Consider the following 17,771-nt stretch of genomic DNA (forward strand, 5'->3'; position numbering starts at 1 on the left):
AGGCAGACATGCTCTACGCCGTCACCTCGATGACTGCCCTGGGGCTGGGGCTGGGCCTCCTGCTCGGTCTGGCCGCGCGGAAGTTCCATGTCGAAACACCCCCCGTGGTGGATGAGATCGAGGGCGTTCTGCCGGGCACGAATTGCGGCCAATGCGGCTATCCCGGCTGCCGGGCCGGCGCCGAGGCACTGGCCGAGGGCGCTGCCCCGGTCACGTTGTGCCCGCCCGGCGGGCGCGAGCTGGCCCTGGAACTGGCCGAGATCACGGGCGCCGACGCCAACGGCGCTGCCGATCTGGACGGGATGGAAGAGGCCGAGCAGATGGTCGCCTTCATCTTCGAGGATCACTGCACCGGCTGCACCAAATGCTTCAAGCGGTGCCCGACCGACGCCATCGTCGGCGCGAACAAGCAGATCCATACCGTGGTCACCGATGCCTGTATCGGCTGCGACGCCTGCATCGAGGTCTGCCCGACCGAGGCGATCATCCACCGCACCAAGCCAAGGACGCTGCGCAACTGGTACTGGGAAAAACCCGATCTGGTGCCCGGCGACGGCGAAATGAGGATATCGGCATGACCATCTTTCCGCTTGCCGGGCGTTTCGATCCGGCACGGCTGTTTTCCTTCAAGGGCGGCATCCACCCCGAGACCCGCAAGTTCCTGACCTCGGAATGCGCCATCGAGGACATGCCGGTGCCCACGGTGCTCCGCGTTCCGCTGCAACAGCATATCGGCGTCGAGGCCGAACCGCTGGTGGCGCGCGACGACATGGTGCTCAAGGGGCAGTTGATCGGCAAGGCACGGGGGCCGGTGTCGGCCAACATCCATGCGCCGACCTCTGGGCGCGTCCTGGCGGTGGGCCATTTTACCGCGCCGCACCCCTCTGGCCTGCCCGTGCCGACGATCACCATCCGCCCGGACGGCGACGACAGGTGGGGCGACCGCCTGCCCCGGATGCGCCCCGAATCCGCCGACCCCGACGAGATCGCCGCGCAGGTCGCCAAGGCCGGGATCGTCGGCATGGGCGGCGCGACCTTTCCGGCCGCCGTCAAGCTGAACCTGCGCGCCAGATACGACCTGCACACGCTGATCATCAACGGCGCCGAATGCGAACCCTACCTGACCTGCGACGACCGCCTGATGCGGGAACGCGCCGAAGAGATCGCCGACGGCATCGGCATCATGGCGCGGGCGCTCGGCGTCAAACAGGTGATTGTCGCCATCGAGGCGAACAAGCCCCAGGCGACCGCCGCGATGGAACGCTACCACCGCGTTCTGGGATATGCGCTCAAGATCAAGCAGGTGCCCACCCAGTACCCGATGGGATCGGAAAAGCATCTGGTCAAGACCCTGACCGGCAAGGAAACACCCGCGCGCGCGCTGACCGCTGAACTGGGCGTCGTGGTGCATAATGCCGCCACCGCCCATGCCGTGCACCTGGCGGTGCGCTATGGCGAGCCCTCGATCTCGCGCGTGGTCACGATCTCGGGGCGCGGCATCACGCGGCCCGCCAACGTCCGTGCGCTGATCGGCACCCCCGTGGCAGAGCTGCTGGCCCATTGCGGCGGCCTGGCGCAAGAGCCCGAGCGGCTGTTGCTCGGCGGGCCGATGATGGGCCAGCCGATCCAGAACCCCCGCGTGCCGATCATCAAGGGGACCAACGGCATCCTCGCGCTGGCCGCGTCCGAAACGCGGGACCGCGAGGTCATGCCCTGCATCCGCTGCGGCCTCTGCGTGCAGGTCTGCCCCATGGGCCTCACCCCGTTCGAGCTGAACACCCGGATCAAGGCCGGCGATCTGGAAGGCGCCGCGCGGGTCGGGCTGCTCGATTGCATCACCTGCGGCTGCTGTTCCTTCACCTGCCCGTCCAACAAACCGCTGGTGCAGACCATCCACTTCGCCAAGGGAAAGCTGGCCGAACAGGAAAGCCGCAAGCACCAGCAGGAACAGGCCAAGCGGCTCGCCGAGGCGCGGCAGGAACGCCAGGAGGCCATTGCGGCAGCCAAGCGCGAGGCCATGGCCAAGCGCAAGGCCGAGATGGCGGCAAAGAAGAAACGCGAGGCCGAAGCCGCCGCCGCCGAGACGCCGAAGAACGGGGAGACGGTGAAATGATCGCGCCGATGCTGGCCAGCGCGCCGCACACCCATTCCAGGTTCAACGTCTCGCGCACGATGATCGCGGTGATGGCCTGTCTCAGCCCGGCGACGGCCTTCGGCCTCTATCACTTCGGCTGGCCCGCGATCTGCCTGTTCATCGTGACAATCGCGGCGGCGCTGCTCTTCGAGGTTCTGAGCCTCGCCATCGCGGGCAAGCCGATCCTGCGGTTTGCAACGGACGGCTCGGCCGTGTTGACCGGGTGGATCGTGGCGCTGTCGCTGCCGCCCTGGGCACCCTGGTGGGTGGGCGTCACCGGCGCGGGCATCGCCATTGTGATCGGCAAGCATGTCTTCGGCGGGCTGGGGCAGAACCTGTTCAACCCCGCCATGGTGGCCCGCGCGATGCTGCTGGTGGCCCTGCCCGTCCAGATGACGACCTGGGTCCAGCCCCTGCGCGGCGACACCGGCCCGACCTTTCTGCAATCGCTCGGCATCACCTTCATGGGCAGCCCCGAGTTCGACGTCGTCAGCAGCGCCTCGGTGCTGAGCCAGGTGAAAAGCCAGCTCGACGCCGGTCAGCCGATGGACCGCATCCTCGCCGAGCTGGGCGGCGTTCAGGATCAGCTCTACGGCTTCGTGTCCGGTTCGATGGGCGAGACCAGCGCGCTGTTGCTGCTGGCCGGGGGCCTGTGCCTGATCCTGCTGCGGATCATCACGGTGGTCATCCCGCTCAGCGTGCTGGGCTCGGTCTTCGTGCTGTCGGGCGCAGCCTGGCTGATCGCGCCCGGACAGTTTCCCCCGCCGCAGTATCATATGGTCTCGGGCTCTTTGGTGTTCTGCGCCTTCTTCATCGCGACCGACTATGTCACCTCGCCGGTGACGGGCACCGGCAAGATGATCTACGGCATCGGGATCGGCACGCTGATCTTCGTCATCCGCAGCTGGGGCGCCTTCCCCGAGGGCGTGGCCTTTGCCGTCCTGCTGATGAACGCCTGCACGCCGCTGATCGACGAATACGCCCGGCCGCGCATCTTCGGGCGCACCCGCTCCGGCAAGCCGCTCGAGTTGGGAGACGAGTCATGACCGACACGCCCACTTCCGCGCCACAGCCGGAATTAGAGGTCTCTCGCCTTGAGGCCTTTCGCCGGTCTCCGGTGTGGCAGGGCCTGCTTCTGGCCGGTTTTTCGCTTGTCACGGCGCTGATCCTGTCGGCCTCGGACGAGGTTACGCGCGGGCCGATCGCCGAGCGCGCGACCGAGGATTTGCTCGCGTCGCTCGCCCAGGTGATCCCGGCCGCCATCCACGACAACGATCTTGTCGCCGAGATGCAGACCGTCAACGACCAGATCGAGGGCGGCGTGCCCGTCTATGTTGCAACCCTGAACCAGGAGATCACGGGCGTTGCCTTCGTCCTGACGGGCTTTGGCTATTCCGGCGCGATCCGGGTGCTGATCGGTGTCGCGCCCGACGGCACGCTGCTGGGCGTGCGGGTGCTGTCGCACACCGAGACCCCGGGCCTCGGCGACAAGATCGAGATCGCCAAGGGCGATTGGATCGACGGCTTTTCGGGCCGTTCGCTGACCGACCCCACCCCCGAGGGCTGGAAGGTCGAGAAAGACGGCGGCATCTTCGACCAGTTTTCGGGCGCGACGATCACCCCGCGTGCCGTGGTCGGCACGGTCCATCGCGGGCTTGCGCTGTTTGAGCGCCACCGCGCATCGCTTCTGACCCGCACCGCTGAAAACGAGGCCAGCTGATGTCCATCAACTACGGCACGATCGCCCGCAACGGGCTGTGGGACAACAACGTGGTCTTCGGCCAGTTGCTGGCGCTCTGCCCGCTGTTGGCCGTGACCGGCACCGCGACCAACGGGCTGGGCATGGGCATGGCGTCGACGGCGGTCATGGTCGGCTCGGGGCTGGCCGTGTCGGTCTTGCGCAAGATCATCACGCCCGAGATCCGCATCCCGGTCTTCGTGCTGCTGATTGCCTGCCTTGTGACGGTGGTCGACATGGCGCTGAACGCCTGGTTGCACGATCTGCACAAGGTTCTGGGCCTCTTCATTCCGCTGATCGTCACCAATTGCGCAATCCTGGGCCGCGCCGAGGCGTTCGCCTCGCGCCAGCGCCCGCTGGCCTCGGCCTTCGACGGGCTGATGATGGGGCTGGGCTTTACCGTTGCGCTGGTCTTGCTGGGCGCGGTGCGCGAAATCGTCGGCTCGGGCACGCTCTTTGCCAACGCCTCGCTTCTGCTGGGCAGCCGGTTCGGCTTTCTCGAAATCACGGTGATCCCCGATTACCAGGGGTTCCTCCTGCTGATCCTGCCGCCCGGCGGGTTCCTCGTGCTCGGCTTCTTGCTGGCGCTCAAGGCCGTGGTCGACAGCCGCAGCCGCAACCAGACGGAACAGGCAGACACCCGCGCGCCGGAAAAGGTGTTCACCGCCGCGGGCGTGCTGAACCGCGACGTGCAAGCCGGAGAACAGCCATGATCGTCAGCGCCGCCTTCGCCAAGGCCACCGCACAGGTCTGGAAGAACATCGACGTCCCCGAGGGCGCCACCGTGCGCGAGGTGATCGAACGTTCGGGGCTCTTGGAACAATTCCCCGAGATCGACCTCGACACCAACAAGGTCGGCATCTTCGGATCGCTCGCCAAACTGGACAAACCCGTGAAGGAGGGCGACCGGGTCGAGATCTACCGCCCGATCCACCCCGATGCCGAGTTGCTGGAAAAGAAGTGATCCCGCGCGACAGCCGGTCCAACGCCATGGAGATTGGATAATGCAGACACTCAACCGCCGACGCTTCGTCGAATACCTCGTCGCCGGGGCCGCCGCGGCCGGCGCCGGCGGGGTGGCCGCCACCGCTCTGCGGGCGCGCAGCCGGGTTGTCGTGGTCGGCGGCGGCCCCGCGGGTGCCGCGGCCGCGCTGGCGCTGCGCCAGACCCGCCCCGACACCCAAGTGCTGCTGGTCGAGCGCGACCCGGGGCGGCTGGGCCGCGCCGAGGCGGCCGCGTTCGACCGGCCCGCGGCCGGCCCCGATCTCGGCGCGCTGCGTCGTGCCGGGGTCGACGTGGTGCTGGACGATGTCGTCGATCTCGACTGGACCGCCGCGCGCCTCGACCTTTTCAGCGGCCGGTCCATGGCCTTTGACAGGCTGCTTCTGGCGCCGGGAACCGCCGCTGTTGCAGAGCCCATCGCGGGCTTCGGCGAGGTGGCGCGCCATCTCTGGCCCGCGGCCTGGGGCAGCGCCCGCGAAGCGCGCCGGCTCAAGGCCCAACTGGCCGCCCTGCCCGAGGCCGGGCATGTCGTGCTGCGCCTACCGGCCGTGCCGAGCCACCCGGAGGCGGCCCTCGACCGCGCCGTTCAAATGGCCACCCTTCTCGACCGGACGCGCCCACGGGGCCGGCTGACGGTTCTCGATGGCACCGCGGGGACCGATCTGGCCGACCGCTTCGAACGGCGGCGGGCCGAGCTGGGGTTGCGCACCGACACCGACTGGCGCCGCGCCTCGGCCGGCGGCACCGTGCTGGGCGTGGATGTCCCGCGCGGGACGCTGGAAACCGATGCAGGCCTGCTGCGCGCCGATGTCGTGAACTTCGTGACCCTCCAGGAGGCGGGCCGGATCGCGCGTACCGCCGGGTTGGTCGATGCCACCGGCTGGTGCCCGACCGATGCGCAGGGCCGGTCCACGCAACGCCGCGAGGCCGTCATCCTCGGGGACGCGCGCAAGGCCGCCAGGCGGACCGTCGCCGGGGCCCTGCTATCGGCAAAGGCCGCTGCGGCGGGCGATTTCGCCTGAGCGCCGTCCGCTCTGCATCGCGGCAGCCCCGATGCGCCCGCCATGCGTCCGCGCATGCCGGGCGCGGCATCACCCGGTTGTCGCGCATCAGATCGACAGCCGCCGTTCCGCCAGCCGGTTCACGCCCAGCCTTCTCAGTACCGGCCGCAGCCCGATCCCCAGCGCCACGCCCGTGCCCAGCGCGACGATCAGAACGACCACCGAAGGCGGCCTCTCGCCGAAGGCGGCCGTCAGGCCAAAGCTGACGGCCCGGTGGGTGAGATAGATCATCAGCGCATGGGCCGAGATCGCGATCAGCACGATGGACCCGGCCGCGGGCACGCTGAGATAGGGCACCAGGATCGTCGCGGCCAGCGCCAGCAGCCAAAGCCCCTCGTCCCCGCCCAGAGGCCCGATCGCCCCAAGCGCGAAATGGACCAACGCAAGCGCCGCGGCCACCACCCTGCGCCCTGAGGTATCGGACAGTGCGACAAGCACGCCAATCGCCAGCACTGGCATCAGCGTGGTGGGCGAGCCGCGCAGCATGGCCGCAACATGTCCCAGATCGCCGTCATACGCCCCCGCTGCCAGAACCGTGCCCACCGCCACGCCCTCGGCCGCCAGGGCGAAGATCAGCGTCGCGCGCCAGGGGTCGGCGGCGGCGGCCGTGCGCAGCCGGGCAAAGGTCAGCAGCACGGCGATGACCAGGAACAACTGGAGATAGGCGTGCAGAAACCAAAGCAGGGTGATGTGGTGGTGGGTATTGACCTTCTGCAAGAGCACTGTGTCGATGAACGGTGACAGGTTTTCGTAAAACAGCACCGCCGAGGGGTGCGGCGAGTTGCCGACATAGCTATGCACCGCAAAGATCAGCAGCGCGCTCGGGACGAGCGGCACCAGCAGCTTGACCAGGAGCGCCCACAAACGGCCCGTCCGGTCGTCGCGCAGGATCGCGGGCAACTGAAGCCGCCCGAAGGCAAAACCCGCCAGGGCGATCAGCATCACCGACCCCCCGCCGAACTTGTGAATGCCGGAATGGTGGGCCACGATATAGGCGATCGCCAGCGTGCGCAGCGCAATAAAACTGTCGAGCCGGATCGGCCGCACCCAGCCCGGCAAGCTGCGCGGGGTCGGGATGCGCGCCCCGGCATGGCCAGCCAGCGCGGCGACGCTCATCCATTCCCAGCCATCGGGCAGGTCGAGCCCCAGCTTTTCCAGCGCGATGCGCGTTTCGATCACCGACAGGCTATCGGCGCCGAGATCGGCAAGGCAGACGGTGCTGTCATCGACATTCAGTCCCGAGTTCTGGGACAGAATGGCGGCAATCGCCGTTTCGGTGTGACCCGACAGCGGGCTTCTGGTTTCACGCGGCGCCGCGCGCGCGGCTGCGTCATGCGCCATAAGCGCGGCTTTGTCGATCTTGCCGTTGGGTGTGACGGGCAAACGGTCTAGCAGGTGCACCCGGCCCGGCACCATGGAGCCGGGCAGCGCGCGGTGCAGCGCGGCGCGCAGCGACGCATCGGTCACCTCTGCCTGTCCCGCGACGGCGAACAGGCACAGCTCGGCGCCCTCTCCCTCCGACAAGAGCGCCTCGGCCTGGTGCACGCCGGGCACCCATTCCGCCTGGGCGGCGACCTCCGACAGCTCGATCCGGATCGAGTTGAGCTTTACCTGGCCGTCGCGGCGCCCGATGAAATGCACGCCCGTCCGGGGCATCAGAACGCCCAGATCGCCAGTGCGGTGTACCTGTGCCGGGCGCCCCGCCGCGCCATGCGGCCCGTCATGTGCGCCAAGGACAGGGTCGGCCAGTTCGATCACGATCTCGCCGAGTTCGCCCGGGCCCACCGGGGTGCCGTGCCCGTCCTCGAGGCGGACGCCGGTCCAGGGCACCGGGGCGCCCACGGGAACGCGTTGCCCGGCCAGGTCGGCGCCGGCAACCTCGTGGATCAGCGCGGCCTGCGGCGTTTCGGATGTGCCGTAGAGGTTGAACTGGCGCGCCGCCGGCGCGCGGCGGCGCCACGCGGTCACGGTGCCGGGCGACAGCACATCGCCGCCCCACACCACCACCCGGACATGCCCGAAGGTCTCGCCCGCGCCCGCGCCAAGGGTCAGCAGCCGCCCGCTGGCCGGCGTCAGGTGCACGATGTCGGCCCGGGCCTGCCGCAACAGCCGCCGCAACGCGGCGGGATCGGCCATTTCCGCGCTATCGGGGATCGCCACCGCGCCGCCTGTGGACAGCGGAAGAAAGATATCGCGCATCACCGGGTCATGCGACAACCCGGCGACCATCATCGTGCGCGGCGGCGTCGGCCCGGTCATCCGGCCGGCCTGCCAGGCGACAAACCGCATCAGGGTCGCGTCGGGATGGGTGATGCGTTTCGGCCTGCCGGTCGTGCCCGATGTGAACAGGTGATAGGCCTGCGCCCGCGCCACCCCGTGCGGCCGCTGGGCGTCTTGGGCGTCAGCGGGCGACAGGACCTCCAGGTGCTCCGGCAGGCCCGCGGCCAAGCCGCCATCGGCGCAGATGACGCGGCGCGCGCCCAATACCTCCAGCATCGCGGCGACACGCTCCGCCGGATAGCTTGCGTCGATCACGGCGAACGAGGCCCCAGCCGCCGACACGCCCAGCATCGCGGCCACCATCTCGGGGCCGCGGCCGGTCAGGATGGCGACGGGCTTTTCGGCGGCGACGCCGGCCCCGGCCAGCGCCGCTGCGATGCGCAGCGCCTGCGCGCGCAGGGCGCCGTAGCTTGTGGTCCCATTCGAGGTGATGATCGCGGGCGCATCCGGGTCGGCGGCGGCCCGTGCGAAAAAGGCGTCATGGATGCAGCCGTCCGGCGGTGCCCCTGCCGCCGCCGCGGGCAGGCGCGCCGCGCGTCCGGCGCGCGCGGCCTCGACGATCTGCCGACAGGGGCGTTCGGGGTCGTCCAGCACCGCCGCGATCAGCCGGGCCTGCAGATCGAGAAACAGCGCGACCCGCTCGGCCGAGAGCTGCCGCGCGTCGTAAAACCCCCGCCCCCGCAGCACACCGCCATCTTCGGTCCAGACCAGGTTGAGGTCGTATTCGGTGCGCCGGTCCAGAAATTCCCGGGGGCCGACCTGCAACGTTCCGGCCCTGATGCGCGCCGCCGGCGGGAACATGTTCAGCGACACGTTGGGGGCCTTGCGCGCGCCGATAACATGGTCCAGCACCGGGGCGGTTTCGTGGCTCAGCGTGGCGTGCACGCGCTCGGTCATCAAGCGGGCGAAGTCGCCGAAGGCCAGGTCGGGCTCGACGCTCAGATCCAGCGGCAGCGTATTCGAGAAAGGGCCCACCACCGAGTTCGGCGCGCCGACTGCCCGCCGGCCTTCGCTTTGAAAAAAGCTCGACAGCCGGGTCTCTCCGGTAAAGGCATGCAGGCCCAGGGCGTAGACGGCACTCAAAACCCCGAACTTGGTGGCGCCCGTCGCCTTGGCGGTGGCGCGTATCCCCGGCGAAACGCCGTCGATCTCGCGCTCGACGAACAGGCCCAGCGCATCGTCCCCGGCCCCGGCCCTGCCGTCGGCGGGGATGCGTGCGGGGCCCGGCAAGGCGGCGGTGAACGCGGCCAGCGCGCTGTCATCGACCGGTGCGGCCTGCTTTCCGTCGACAAAGGTGAAATACGAACCGGGCGCGGGCAGGGTTTCGCCTGCGTAGAGCTTCAGCAGCTCCTTGTTGACCACGCCGCGCGAAAACCCGTCCGAGTTCGCGTGGTGGAGCGCGACGGCAAACCGCCAGTAGCCAGGCCCCTCGGCCGCGAGCAGCCGCACCAGCGTAGACGGGTCGCCGGGCCGGACACCGTCAAAGACGCGCGCAAGGGCCCAGGCGCGAAACGCCTCGGGCCCGGCATCGGCGAGTGTCGTGTGGTGATAGGAAAAGTGCGGCTCGGGGAAGACCAGCGCATGAACCGCCGCCCCCTGCACGGCAAAGCCGGTGCGCAACGCATCGTGCCGGCCTACAACCTCGGCAAAGGCCCGGCGCAGACGCTCGGCATCGAGCGTCCCCTCGACGCGGTGGCCCATGGAAATCATGTAAGAGCCCACGCCGGCCAGCTCGGCCGTCACATAGCGCGTCTGGTTCGCTGTCGCGGGCCGCGGCACGGGAGATGCCGAGGCTGGCAGGCCGTTAGGGCGAAAAACATGGCGCATCTGTGTAAAGCCGGCCGTGTAGGATGAACAATATGTGCGGGGCCGGGGGGCATGGCTGCCGATCCCAATACATAAATAGCATTTATCACTTATCCGCGCGTCCATCATCTTGGAAACACAGCGCACGCGGAGCGTTCGATGAACACTTCGTTTCCGCAGCCCGACGCGATGCACGCCGCGCCCGGTCTCGCCATGGCGCTTGACAGAGTGCCGGCAATAGCCCATTTGCACAGGGACGCTGAGCAGCCGCGTGAGCATGCCGTGCCCCGAGGGGCCAACAGCGCACAGCAGATTTCCAGTTCCCCATCACGCAGGGTTCCTGATGCGACGGCCGGACGGCGCGGGACACGCCCGCCTGTCTAGAGGCCGCGCCGTACCCTCGTGCGTCGCGCTGTCATGCGCGGCCATGCAATATCGCCGCGCTGGCCAATTGCGTGCCCCGCGGCCTGAAAAGGATACTCCTTGTTCGATTTCGACATGCTCGGCCTTGCGCCGGCCCTGAACGACGCGCTGAAACGTGCCGGCTTTACCGAACCCACCCCGATCCAGAACCAGGCGATCCCGCTTGCGATGGCGGGGCATGACGTCATGGGCCTGGCCCAGACCGGTACCGGCAAGACCCTCGCCTTTGGCCTGCCGCTGATCGACCACCTGATGGCACAGCCCGGCAAGCCTGCACCCAAGACCGCCAAGGCCCTCATCCTGGCCCCCACGCGCGAGTTGACGAACCAGATCGCCGAGAGCCTGCGCGCCCTGACCGAGGGCACGCGCATCCGTGTCGCCACCGTGGTGGGCGGGCAATCCATCAACCGGCAGATCACCACCCTGGGCCGGGGCACCGACATACTGGTGGCCACCCCGGGCCGCCTGATCGACCTGATGGATCGCGGCGCGGTGGACCTGGGCGCGGTCCGGCACCTGGTGCTGGACGAGGCCGACCAGATGCTCGACCTCGGCTTCATCCACGCGCTGCGCAAGATCGCGCCGCGGCTGGGCACGCCGCGCCAGACCATGCTGTTCTCGGCCACCATGTCGAAACAGATGGAAGAGTTGAGCCGCGCCTATCTGACCGACCCGCGCAAGGTGCAGGTCTCGCCCCCGGGCAAGGCGGCCGACAAGATCTCTCAGTCGGTGCATTTCGTCGACAAACCCCAGAAACCGGCCCGGCTGCGGGAAATCCTGTCGCGCGACCTGGACGCGCTGACGCTGGTCTTCGCCCGCACCAAGCATGGCGCGGAAAAGCTGATGAAGGGGCTGGTGGCCGACGGCCATAACGCGGCCTCGATCCACGGCAACAAGAGCCAGGGCCAGCGCGACCGCGCCATCAAGGCGTTCCGCGACGGCACTGTCACCACGCTGGTCGCCACCGATGTGGCGGCCCGCGGCATCGACATTCCCGGCGTGGCCTATGTCGTCAACTACGACCTGCCCGAGGTGCCCGACAATTACGTCCACCGCATCGGCCGCACCGCGCGGGCCGGGCGCGAGGGCGAGGCCATCGCGCTCTGCACGCCGGAAGAGGCCGACCTGCTGCACCAGATCGAAAAACTGATGAAGGTCGAGATCCCGGTGGCCAGCGGCACCAAGCCGGCGCTGACCGGCGCACCCGGCCGGGGCGCCGGTCAACCCCGCCGCCGCGGCGCGAAACCGGGCGCACAGTCCCGTGGCGAGAAACCCGCCGGGCCCAAGCGCCGGCGTCCGCGCCGCCGCCGCGCGGCCTGATCGGGCGCGTCACCGGCGCGCGTCGAACAAATCGGGCTTGAATGGGCGGCGTTCCCGGCAACCACGGCCGGCGGCGCCGCTCCCGCGCTCGACATCGCGGCCGGCCGGTTCCGCGCGGCAGTCCTGTCATCGGCAGGGCGGCTTTACGAAATGGGCCGAAAAGCTAGGATTACGGTGAGCAGGAGCGATTGACGCGACACGATGCTGACCACCGGGCGCGAGCCATGATGCATCTTCCCTTCAGCCCGCCACAGCAACCTTCGGGAGCACGATAATGCGTATGCGACTAGGCTGCCGGCTTTCCTTTCAACTGCCGGCCCGCACCCCGATGATCCTCTTGCTCAACGTGCATTATTCGCGTGCGAGCGATCTTGAGCGGCCCGACCTGTTGGTGACGGACCCCGCAGTCCCGATCGAGGCGTACCGCGACGGCTTTGGCAACTGGTGCAACAGGCTGGTCGCACCCGCCGGCGTGATGACGGTCTCGACCGACGGCGTGATCCGCGACAGCGGGCTTTCCGACCCTGTCGACCTGTCGGCCCAACAGCACCCGGTCGAGCAATTGCCAAGCGACGCGCTGACCTATCTGTTGCCGAGCCGCTACTGCGAAACCGACGTTCTGGCCGATTTCGCCTGGAACCAGTTCAATCACCAGCCGCTGGGCTGGCCGCGGGTGCAGGCGGTCTGCGACTTCGTGCACAACCACGTCCGCTTCGGCTATGAACACTCGCGCCCGACCCGGACAGCCGTCGAAACCCTGAACGAGGGCGTCGGTGTGTGCCGCGACTTCACGCATTTGGCCGTCGCGCTGTGCCGTAGCCTGAATATCCCGGCACGGTATTGCACGGGCTATGTCAGCGACATCAACCAGCCGCCCCCCTACCCGCCGATGGATTTTGCCGCCTGGATGGAGGTCTATCTCGGCGGCAAGTGGTGGGTGTTCGATCCGCGCAACAACGATATCCGCTTCGGCCGCGTTCTCATCGCGCAGGGCCGCGATGCCGCCGACGTGCCGCTGACCCACAGCTTCGGCCTGCACGAGTTGACGAATTTCGAAGTCTGGATCGACAAGATCGAGGACACGCCCGACGCGCCCACCGGGCCGCCAGGGCCGGCCTGACCCCTACGGACAGAGGCCGCGCAGACGCCAGCGCGCCTTGCATGCGCGCCAAGGCCTGCCGCTTGCAGGGTCGCCGGGCGGCCCTCCCAACGGATCTGGAATGAATCGGCTTGAAGCGCGTGTCAGCGGGACACGGCCAGGCAGCGGTCCGCACTCTTTGCAGATAAGCGCGATGCCGAGATCGACACAGCCGCGTCAGGGGGGGGGACGTTTCGTGGTGGCAAACGCACTTGCCTCGAAGGACGCGTGACATCACAAAAGCCGGTCGGGTTCCGGTTGCGGCAGAAAAGTCCGTCTCACCCCCACGCCATACGCCAGGAACACCGAGTTCCGGCCGGATGGGCGCGTCTCAGAGAGCATTGCTGCAACCTCCGATCGCGGAGTATTCGGAAACCTGTAGCGGTCCCTAACCGATATCACCGATCGCCGCGATCAGCGCGTCAGCATCGGCCGGGCCGACGTCCAGATGCGTCACGATGCGGAGTCGCCGCTGCCCCACAACAGTGGCCGTGACGTTCCTTTCCGCCAGGTGCCGCGCCACATCGCGCGCGGTCGGGGCCTCTTCGGCCAGATCGGCGATCACGATATTGGTTTCCACCGGGAGAAGGCGCGCGATTACGGGCAACTGCGCCAGCCGTTCTGCAATGGACTGCGCAAGGGCGTGGTCTTCGGCCAGCCGCGCGACGTGATGGTCGAGCGCGTAGAGGCACATCGCGGTCAGAACGCCGGTCTGACGCATCGCGCCGCCCCAGCGCCGCTTCAGAAGCCACGCCTCGGCCACGAAATCGCGCGACCCGGCAAGTACCGCGCCGACGGGACAGCCCAGCCCCTTGGTGAACGCGATCCAGGCGCTGTCGAAGCCGCGCGCATATTCGGCGGCCGGAATGCCCGTCGCCACCTGCGCGTTCAGAATCCGGGCGCCATCGAGATGGGTCGCCAGCCCGGCCTCTTTCGCCGTCTGCGCCACGGCGTTCAGTTGGTCCTGCGGCCAGACCGCCCCGCCGGCCAGGTTTGCGGTCTGCTCGGCCACCAGCAGACGGCTGCGCGGCGCATGGGCAGAGCGGGGGCGAATAGCGGCGGCCACCTGCCCCGGCGTCAGCATCCCCCGCTCGCCGTCCAGCGGGTGCATCATGACGCCAGACAAGGCCGCGGGCCCGCCGCTTTCGGCGAAGATGATGTGGCTTTCGCGGGTGCAGATCACCTCGTCGCCGGGGCGGGTGTGGACCGCGATGGCGATCTCGTTGCACATCGTGCCCGAGGGCAGGAACAAAGCTGCCTCCATGCCGAGCATCTCGGCGACCCGCTCGCACAGCTCCAGCGTCGCCGGGTCCGCGTCATGCCGCTCGTCCCCAAGCGGCACGTCCAGTGCGGCTGCGCGCATCGCGCGGGTCGGGCGGGTTTGGGTATCGGAATAGAAGTCGTGCATGAGCCATGTACATCATTCATTTCGGCCCAACGGAGGTAGGCCGGCAAATCGATATGTCGACGCGCTCTGTCGCTTGCCGTTCACGCCTGCAATCGACGCCAAGTCCCAAGTGAACAAAGGCTTTCATCTCGGAAAGAAAGCGCAGCTTGACCTTGTAGCAAAACCGCTCCGGGGCTGGCCCGGGCCATGGACAAACGGCTTTCGCAGCCGTGCAGCCGGTGGTGGCGAAACCAATATCGAATTCGACCCGCCGCCCGCGCGGGGATTGCGGCTCCTGCCTGCGCTGCGAAGTAATCTGTTTCCTTTGGACTTGGAATTGGGCGCGCCTGTCTGAGGACAGGGCTTTTCTCAATCGCCATTAAGTATATCGCCCTGACGGAGCGGGCTAATCCACGCCGAACCGGGCAGGATCTGCAATGACCGCACGGCGATGCTGTCGACGCAGGCACCGGCTCGACGGCCGCAAGCACAAGCTTGCCCATGATTTACGCTTCATCCGTCCTTGTCCCGGCTGGCAAGCGTTCGTGCCGCGGTCGACGCCCAATCTCACATTCGTTTGATGACACCCAGACGGGCGGGCATTCCTCTTTACCAATCAACTCCTTATCGCAAAGCATGCAATCGTATGCAGAATTTTTTCGTATTTTTTCAGGCGAGCATTGATCTGCATAGTGCTTCGCGGCGTATCCCTGTCATAACCAAACACAACGAATGGGAACTGGAAATGGATATCATCGGCCCCCTCATGCTCGGCACCATCGGCTTTGTCGTTGCGTTCGCCTACATCAACAAGCGCCAGACCGAGGAACAGCTTGCCGAAAGCCGTCGCCGCAGGGCGCAAGGCTCGGCCAAGGTGATCCCCGCCGAGTAACGGTCGCCTTCGGCCGATCATAATAACCCCCAACCTGGGGCTGGGCGGACACCGCCCGGCCCCATTTAATTTGTTCCGACCCTTTTTTCAGTGCAGCAGCGAAGCCATCCGAGATCGGTGGACGACGAGCGGCTGACCGAGATCTCGCCGCGCCGCATGGCGGCCCTTATTCCGGTCGATTCATCTTGCCGCCATCCCCATAGGCCGCGCATGGCGCCACGTACCGGCATCACCTGACCTGGGGCAATGACGGCCCCAAGCGGAATTCGCCGGATACCCACCGGTCGTGCAGACGAGCCACGGCATGGGAAACAGGGACGGTGCCCTGGCCTCCATGGGACCAGCAGAAAAAAGACGCCCGACCCCGTGAACGAGAACCGGCGAGACCGAAAAAACGGCCCCCCGAAACCCGCCGGATTTGACCGTCAGGGGGTTCGGCACGCCGATAGGCCAATGCCCCTTTTAGCAGATGCAGCTTTGGGCCGTGGCGTTTGTCGCTGCTCTTCCATGCTGCAGGCCCACAGCGGCTCGCATCTGTTTGCGAATACTGCTAACCAATGGCCCTGCCTTATGACTTGAGGGATCGGATGCTGAAAACCTTGTGGAATAACACGCTCTCGCCGTTGCTGCGCCGACCGGCGCGGTTTCAGGTCGCGGCTCTGTGTTTTCGCAAGGGCGACCGGGACCCCGAGATTTTGATGATCACGTCGCGCGATACGGGTCGTTGGATCCTGCCGAAGGGATGGCTGAAACCCGGCTTCGACGCCAAGGGCTCCGCCTGCGAAGAAGCCTGGGAGGAGGCCGGCGTCCGCTCGAAAGGGGCGGCCCCCCGCAAGATCGGGCACTACCGATACGACAAACGCCTGAAGGGCGGCGTGCCGGTCGTCACCGAGGTCGATGTCTATGCGATCGAAGTGGACAACCTCGACGAAACCTTCCCAGAAATGTCGGTGAGAACGCGCCAGTGGATGAGCCCGCAAGAGGCCGCGGCCGCCGTGGCAGAGCCTGACCTGAAAGAGCTGCTCGAAAACCTTCCGCCCGACCTCCGGACCTGATATCCGCTCGCCGACGTAAATGGCCCGAAAGCTCGGATAGGCGCGTGACCGACAGTTCGAAGAACTACCAGTGGCGCACGCTGGACAAGGATCTCAACCGGCTCTCGCGGGTCGAATACGCCACGATGCACATGTCGCGTCCGTTGACGGGCGTGGGCATCTCGCTGGCCTTCATCGTGATCGCAGCGCTGGCGGCGGCGGTGATCACCGGCCAGGCGCAGGGCGCGCTCTTCATCGTGGCGGCGGCGGCCTTCGGCGCCTACATGGCGCTGAACATCGGCGCCAACGATGTGGCCAACAACATGGGGCCCGCCGTAGGGGCCAAGGCGCTGTCGATGACCGGCGCGATCGTGGTGGCCGCGGTGTGCGAAAGCGCCGGCGCGCTGATCGCCGGCGGCGACGTGGTCTCGACGATTTCCAAGGAGATCATCGACCCGGTCAGCGTGGAAAACGCCCGTGTCTTCACCTGGGCGATGATGTCGGCGCTGTTGTCGGCGGCGATCTGGGTGAATATCGCGACCTGGTTCAGCGCACCGGTCTCAACCACCCATTCCGTCGTGGGCGGCGTATTGGGCGCCGGGGTCGCGGCGGCGGGACTTTCGGCGGTGAACTGGCCGACGATGGGCGCCATCGCGGCCAGCTGGGTGGTATCGCCGCTTCTGGGCGGGATCATCGCGGCGACCGTTCTGGCCTTCATCAAGTGGCGCATCATCTATCGCGACGACAAGATCGCGGCCGCCCGAACCTGGGTGCCGGTCCTGATCGGGGTGATGGCGGCGGCCTTTTCGGCCTATCTGGCATTGAAGGGGCTGAAGCGGGTCATCGAGATCGACCTGCCCGCCGCCCTGATGATCGGGCTTGCCGTTGGGCTGATCTGCTACCTGATCGCGATTCCGCTGATCCGGCGGCAGGCGCAGGGCATGGAGAACCGCAACAAGTCGCTGAAAATCCTGTTCGGCGTGCCGCTGGTGATCTCGGCGGCGCTGTTGTCCTTCGCCCACGGGGCCAATGACGTGGCCAACGCGGTGGGGCCGCTGGCCGCCATCGTCCATGCGCAGGAATTCGGAACCTTCGCCGGCAAGGTCGCGATTCCGGCGTGGGTGATGATCATCGGCGCGTTCGGCATCTCGTTCGGGCTGATGCTGTTCGGGCCCAAGCTGATCCGCATGGTCGGCAGCCAGATCACCAAGCTGAACCCGATGCGCGCCTATTGCGTGGCGCTGGCCGCGGCGATCACGGTGATCGTGGCCTCGTGGCTGGGCCTGCCGGTCAGTTCAACCCACATCGCGGTGGGGGGTGTCTTCGGCGTCGGATTCTTCCGCGAATGGCACGCCGAGCGCCGGGTGAGCAAGATCAAGCTGAACCGACCGCCGGCCAAGCGCCTCGCGGCCGAGGAACGCCGGCGACGCAAGCTTGTCCGGCGGTCGCATTTCATGACCATCGTCGCGGCCTGGGTCATCACCGTGCCCGCCGCCGCGTTGCTGTCTGGCGGGATGTTCCTGATCCTGCGCGGCCTGATGGGGTGACGCTGGGGC

General features: G+C 67.6%; 14 protein-coding genes. 12 read left to right on the forward strand and 2 right to left on the reverse strand.

What is annotated here, in order from left to right; genetic code table 11:
* Window positions 1–8 precede the first annotated feature (8 nt).
* Genes Ga0609869_RS16665 through Ga0609869_RS16695 form a run of 7 tightly spaced genes read left to right on the forward strand, consistent with a single transcriptional unit; the run spans window position 9 to window position 5,896 of the window.
* Window positions 9–578 carry an RnfABCDGE type electron transport complex subunit B gene (locus Ga0609869_RS16665; RefSeq protein ID WP_125403613.1) on the forward strand — a complete coding sequence of 190 codons (570 nt, stop codon included), beginning with the start codon at window positions 9–11 and terminating at the stop codon, window positions 576–578.
* Entirely contained in the window at window positions 575–2,113 is a 1,539-nt protein-coding gene (rsxC, locus tag Ga0609869_RS16670; RefSeq protein WP_125403614.1) for an electron transport complex subunit RsxC, read from the forward strand. Before Ga0609869_RS16665 ends, rsxC begins: the two co-directional genes overlap by 4 nt.
* Window positions 2,110–3,180 carry an RnfABCDGE type electron transport complex subunit D gene (locus Ga0609869_RS16675; protein ID WP_125403615.1) on the forward strand — a complete coding sequence of 357 codons (1,071 nt, stop codon included), beginning with the start codon at window positions 2,110–2,112 and terminating at the stop codon, window positions 3,178–3,180. Before rsxC ends, Ga0609869_RS16675 begins: the two co-directional genes overlap by 4 nt.
* Complete coding sequence (rsxG, locus tag Ga0609869_RS16680) at window positions 3,177–3,854, forward strand: electron transport complex subunit RsxG (protein ID WP_125403616.1); 678 nt, start codon at window positions 3,177–3,179, stop codon at window positions 3,852–3,854. The genes Ga0609869_RS16675 and rsxG overlap by 4 nt, the downstream gene beginning before the upstream one ends.
* Window positions 3,854–4,585: an electron transport complex subunit E gene (locus Ga0609869_RS16685; RefSeq protein WP_125403617.1), complete on the forward strand. Its 732-nt coding sequence runs from the start codon at window positions 3,854–3,856 to the stop codon at window positions 4,583–4,585. Before rsxG ends, Ga0609869_RS16685 begins: the two co-directional genes overlap by 1 nt.
* Window positions 4,582–4,836, forward strand: a complete 255-nt coding sequence (locus tag Ga0609869_RS16690; RefSeq protein ID WP_125403618.1) for an RnfH family protein — start codon at window positions 4,582–4,584, stop codon at window positions 4,834–4,836. The genes Ga0609869_RS16685 and Ga0609869_RS16690 overlap by 4 nt, the downstream gene beginning before the upstream one ends.
* 40 nt (window positions 4,837–4,876) lie before the next feature.
* On the forward strand, window positions 4,877–5,896 hold the full coding sequence (locus Ga0609869_RS16695) for an FAD-dependent oxidoreductase (protein WP_245972127.1): 1,020 nt from the start codon (window positions 4,877–4,879) through the stop codon (window positions 5,894–5,896).
* Window positions 5,897–5,983: 87 nt separating this feature from the next.
* Here Ga0609869_RS16695 and Ga0609869_RS16700 read toward each other — a convergent pair whose 3' ends face one another.
* Window positions 5,984–9,994, reverse strand: coding sequence for an AMP-binding protein (locus tag Ga0609869_RS16700; RefSeq protein ID WP_170168758.1), 4,011 nt, complete (start codon window positions 9,992–9,994; stop codon window positions 5,984–5,986).
* Window positions 9,995–10,504: 510 nt separating this feature from the next.
* Between Ga0609869_RS16700 and Ga0609869_RS16705 the strand changes: the two genes are divergently transcribed.
* Window positions 10,505–11,764, forward strand: coding sequence for a DEAD/DEAH box helicase (locus tag Ga0609869_RS16705; protein WP_125403620.1), 1,260 nt, complete (start codon window positions 10,505–10,507; stop codon window positions 11,762–11,764).
* Window positions 11,765–12,038: 274 nt separating this feature from the next.
* Window positions 12,039–12,884: a transglutaminase-like domain-containing protein gene (locus tag Ga0609869_RS16710; RefSeq protein WP_125403621.1), complete on the forward strand. Its 846-nt coding sequence runs from the start codon at window positions 12,039–12,041 to the stop codon at window positions 12,882–12,884.
* A 406-nt stretch (window positions 12,885–13,290) separates the two neighbouring features.
* Here the strand turns inward: Ga0609869_RS16710 and Ga0609869_RS16715 are convergent, their stop codons facing one another.
* On the reverse strand, window positions 13,291–14,310 hold the full coding sequence (locus Ga0609869_RS16715) for a threonine aldolase family protein (RefSeq protein ID WP_125403622.1): 1,020 nt from the start codon (window positions 14,308–14,310) through the stop codon (window positions 13,291–13,293).
* Between the two features lie 625 nt (window positions 14,311–14,935).
* Between Ga0609869_RS16715 and Ga0609869_RS16720 the strand changes: the two genes are divergently transcribed.
* The 3 genes from Ga0609869_RS16720 to Ga0609869_RS16730 all read left to right on the forward strand — a co-directional run bounded on the left by Ga0609869_RS16720 (window position 14,936) and on the right by Ga0609869_RS16730 (window position 17,762).
* The gene (locus tag Ga0609869_RS16720; protein ID WP_148102853.1) at window positions 14,936–15,181 is read left to right on the forward strand and encodes a hypothetical protein; all 246 of its coding nucleotides are present in this window, start codon (window positions 14,936–14,938) and stop codon (window positions 15,179–15,181) included.
* 587 nt (window positions 15,182–15,768) lie between these two features.
* The gene (locus Ga0609869_RS16725; protein WP_125403689.1) at window positions 15,769–16,236 is read left to right on the forward strand and encodes an NUDIX hydrolase; all 468 of its coding nucleotides are present in this window, start codon (window positions 15,769–15,771) and stop codon (window positions 16,234–16,236) included.
* Window positions 16,237–16,280: 44 nt separating this feature from the next.
* Window positions 16,281–17,762, forward strand: a complete 1,482-nt coding sequence (locus Ga0609869_RS16730) for an inorganic phosphate transporter (RefSeq protein WP_125403624.1) — start codon at window positions 16,281–16,283, stop codon at window positions 17,760–17,762.
* Window positions 17,763–17,771: the final 9 nt, after the last annotated feature.

The sequence above is a fragment of the Rhodovulum iodosum genome (assembly GCF_041020385.1).
Lineage (GTDB): Bacteria > Pseudomonadota > Alphaproteobacteria > Rhodobacterales > Rhodobacteraceae > Rhodovulum > Rhodovulum iodosum.

Coding starts and splice junctions, on each gene's coding strand:
- Ga0609869_RS16665 (WP_125403613.1), top strand. CDS start 9: ATGCTCTACGCCGTCACCTCGATGACTGCCCTGGGGCTGGGGCTGGGC.
- rsxC (WP_125403614.1), top strand. CDS start 575: ATGACCATCTTTCCGCTTGCCGGGCGTTTCGATCCGGCACGGCTGTTT.
- Ga0609869_RS16675 (WP_125403615.1), top strand. CDS start 2,110: ATGATCGCGCCGATGCTGGCCAGCGCGCCGCACACCCATTCCAGGTTC.
- rsxG (WP_125403616.1), top strand. CDS start 3,177: ATGACCGACACGCCCACTTCCGCGCCACAGCCGGAATTAGAGGTCTCT.
- Ga0609869_RS16685 (WP_125403617.1), top strand. CDS start 3,854: ATGTCCATCAACTACGGCACGATCGCCCGCAACGGGCTGTGGGACAAC.
- Ga0609869_RS16690 (WP_125403618.1), top strand. CDS start 4,582: ATGATCGTCAGCGCCGCCTTCGCCAAGGCCACCGCACAGGTCTGGAAG.
- Ga0609869_RS16695 (WP_245972127.1), top strand. CDS start 4,877: ATGCAGACACTCAACCGCCGACGCTTCGTCGAATACCTCGTCGCCGGG.
- Ga0609869_RS16710 (WP_125403621.1), top strand. CDS start 12,039: ATGCGTATGCGACTAGGCTGCCGGCTTTCCTTTCAACTGCCGGCCCGC.
- Ga0609869_RS16715 (WP_125403622.1), bottom strand. CDS start 14,310: ATGCACGACTTCTATTCCGATACCCAAACCCGCCCGACCCGCGCGATG.
- Ga0609869_RS16720 (WP_148102853.1), top strand. CDS start 14,936: ATGCAGAATTTTTTCGTATTTTTTCAGGCGAGCATTGATCTGCATAGT.
- Ga0609869_RS16725 (WP_125403689.1), top strand. CDS start 15,769: ATGCTGAAAACCTTGTGGAATAACACGCTCTCGCCGTTGCTGCGCCGA.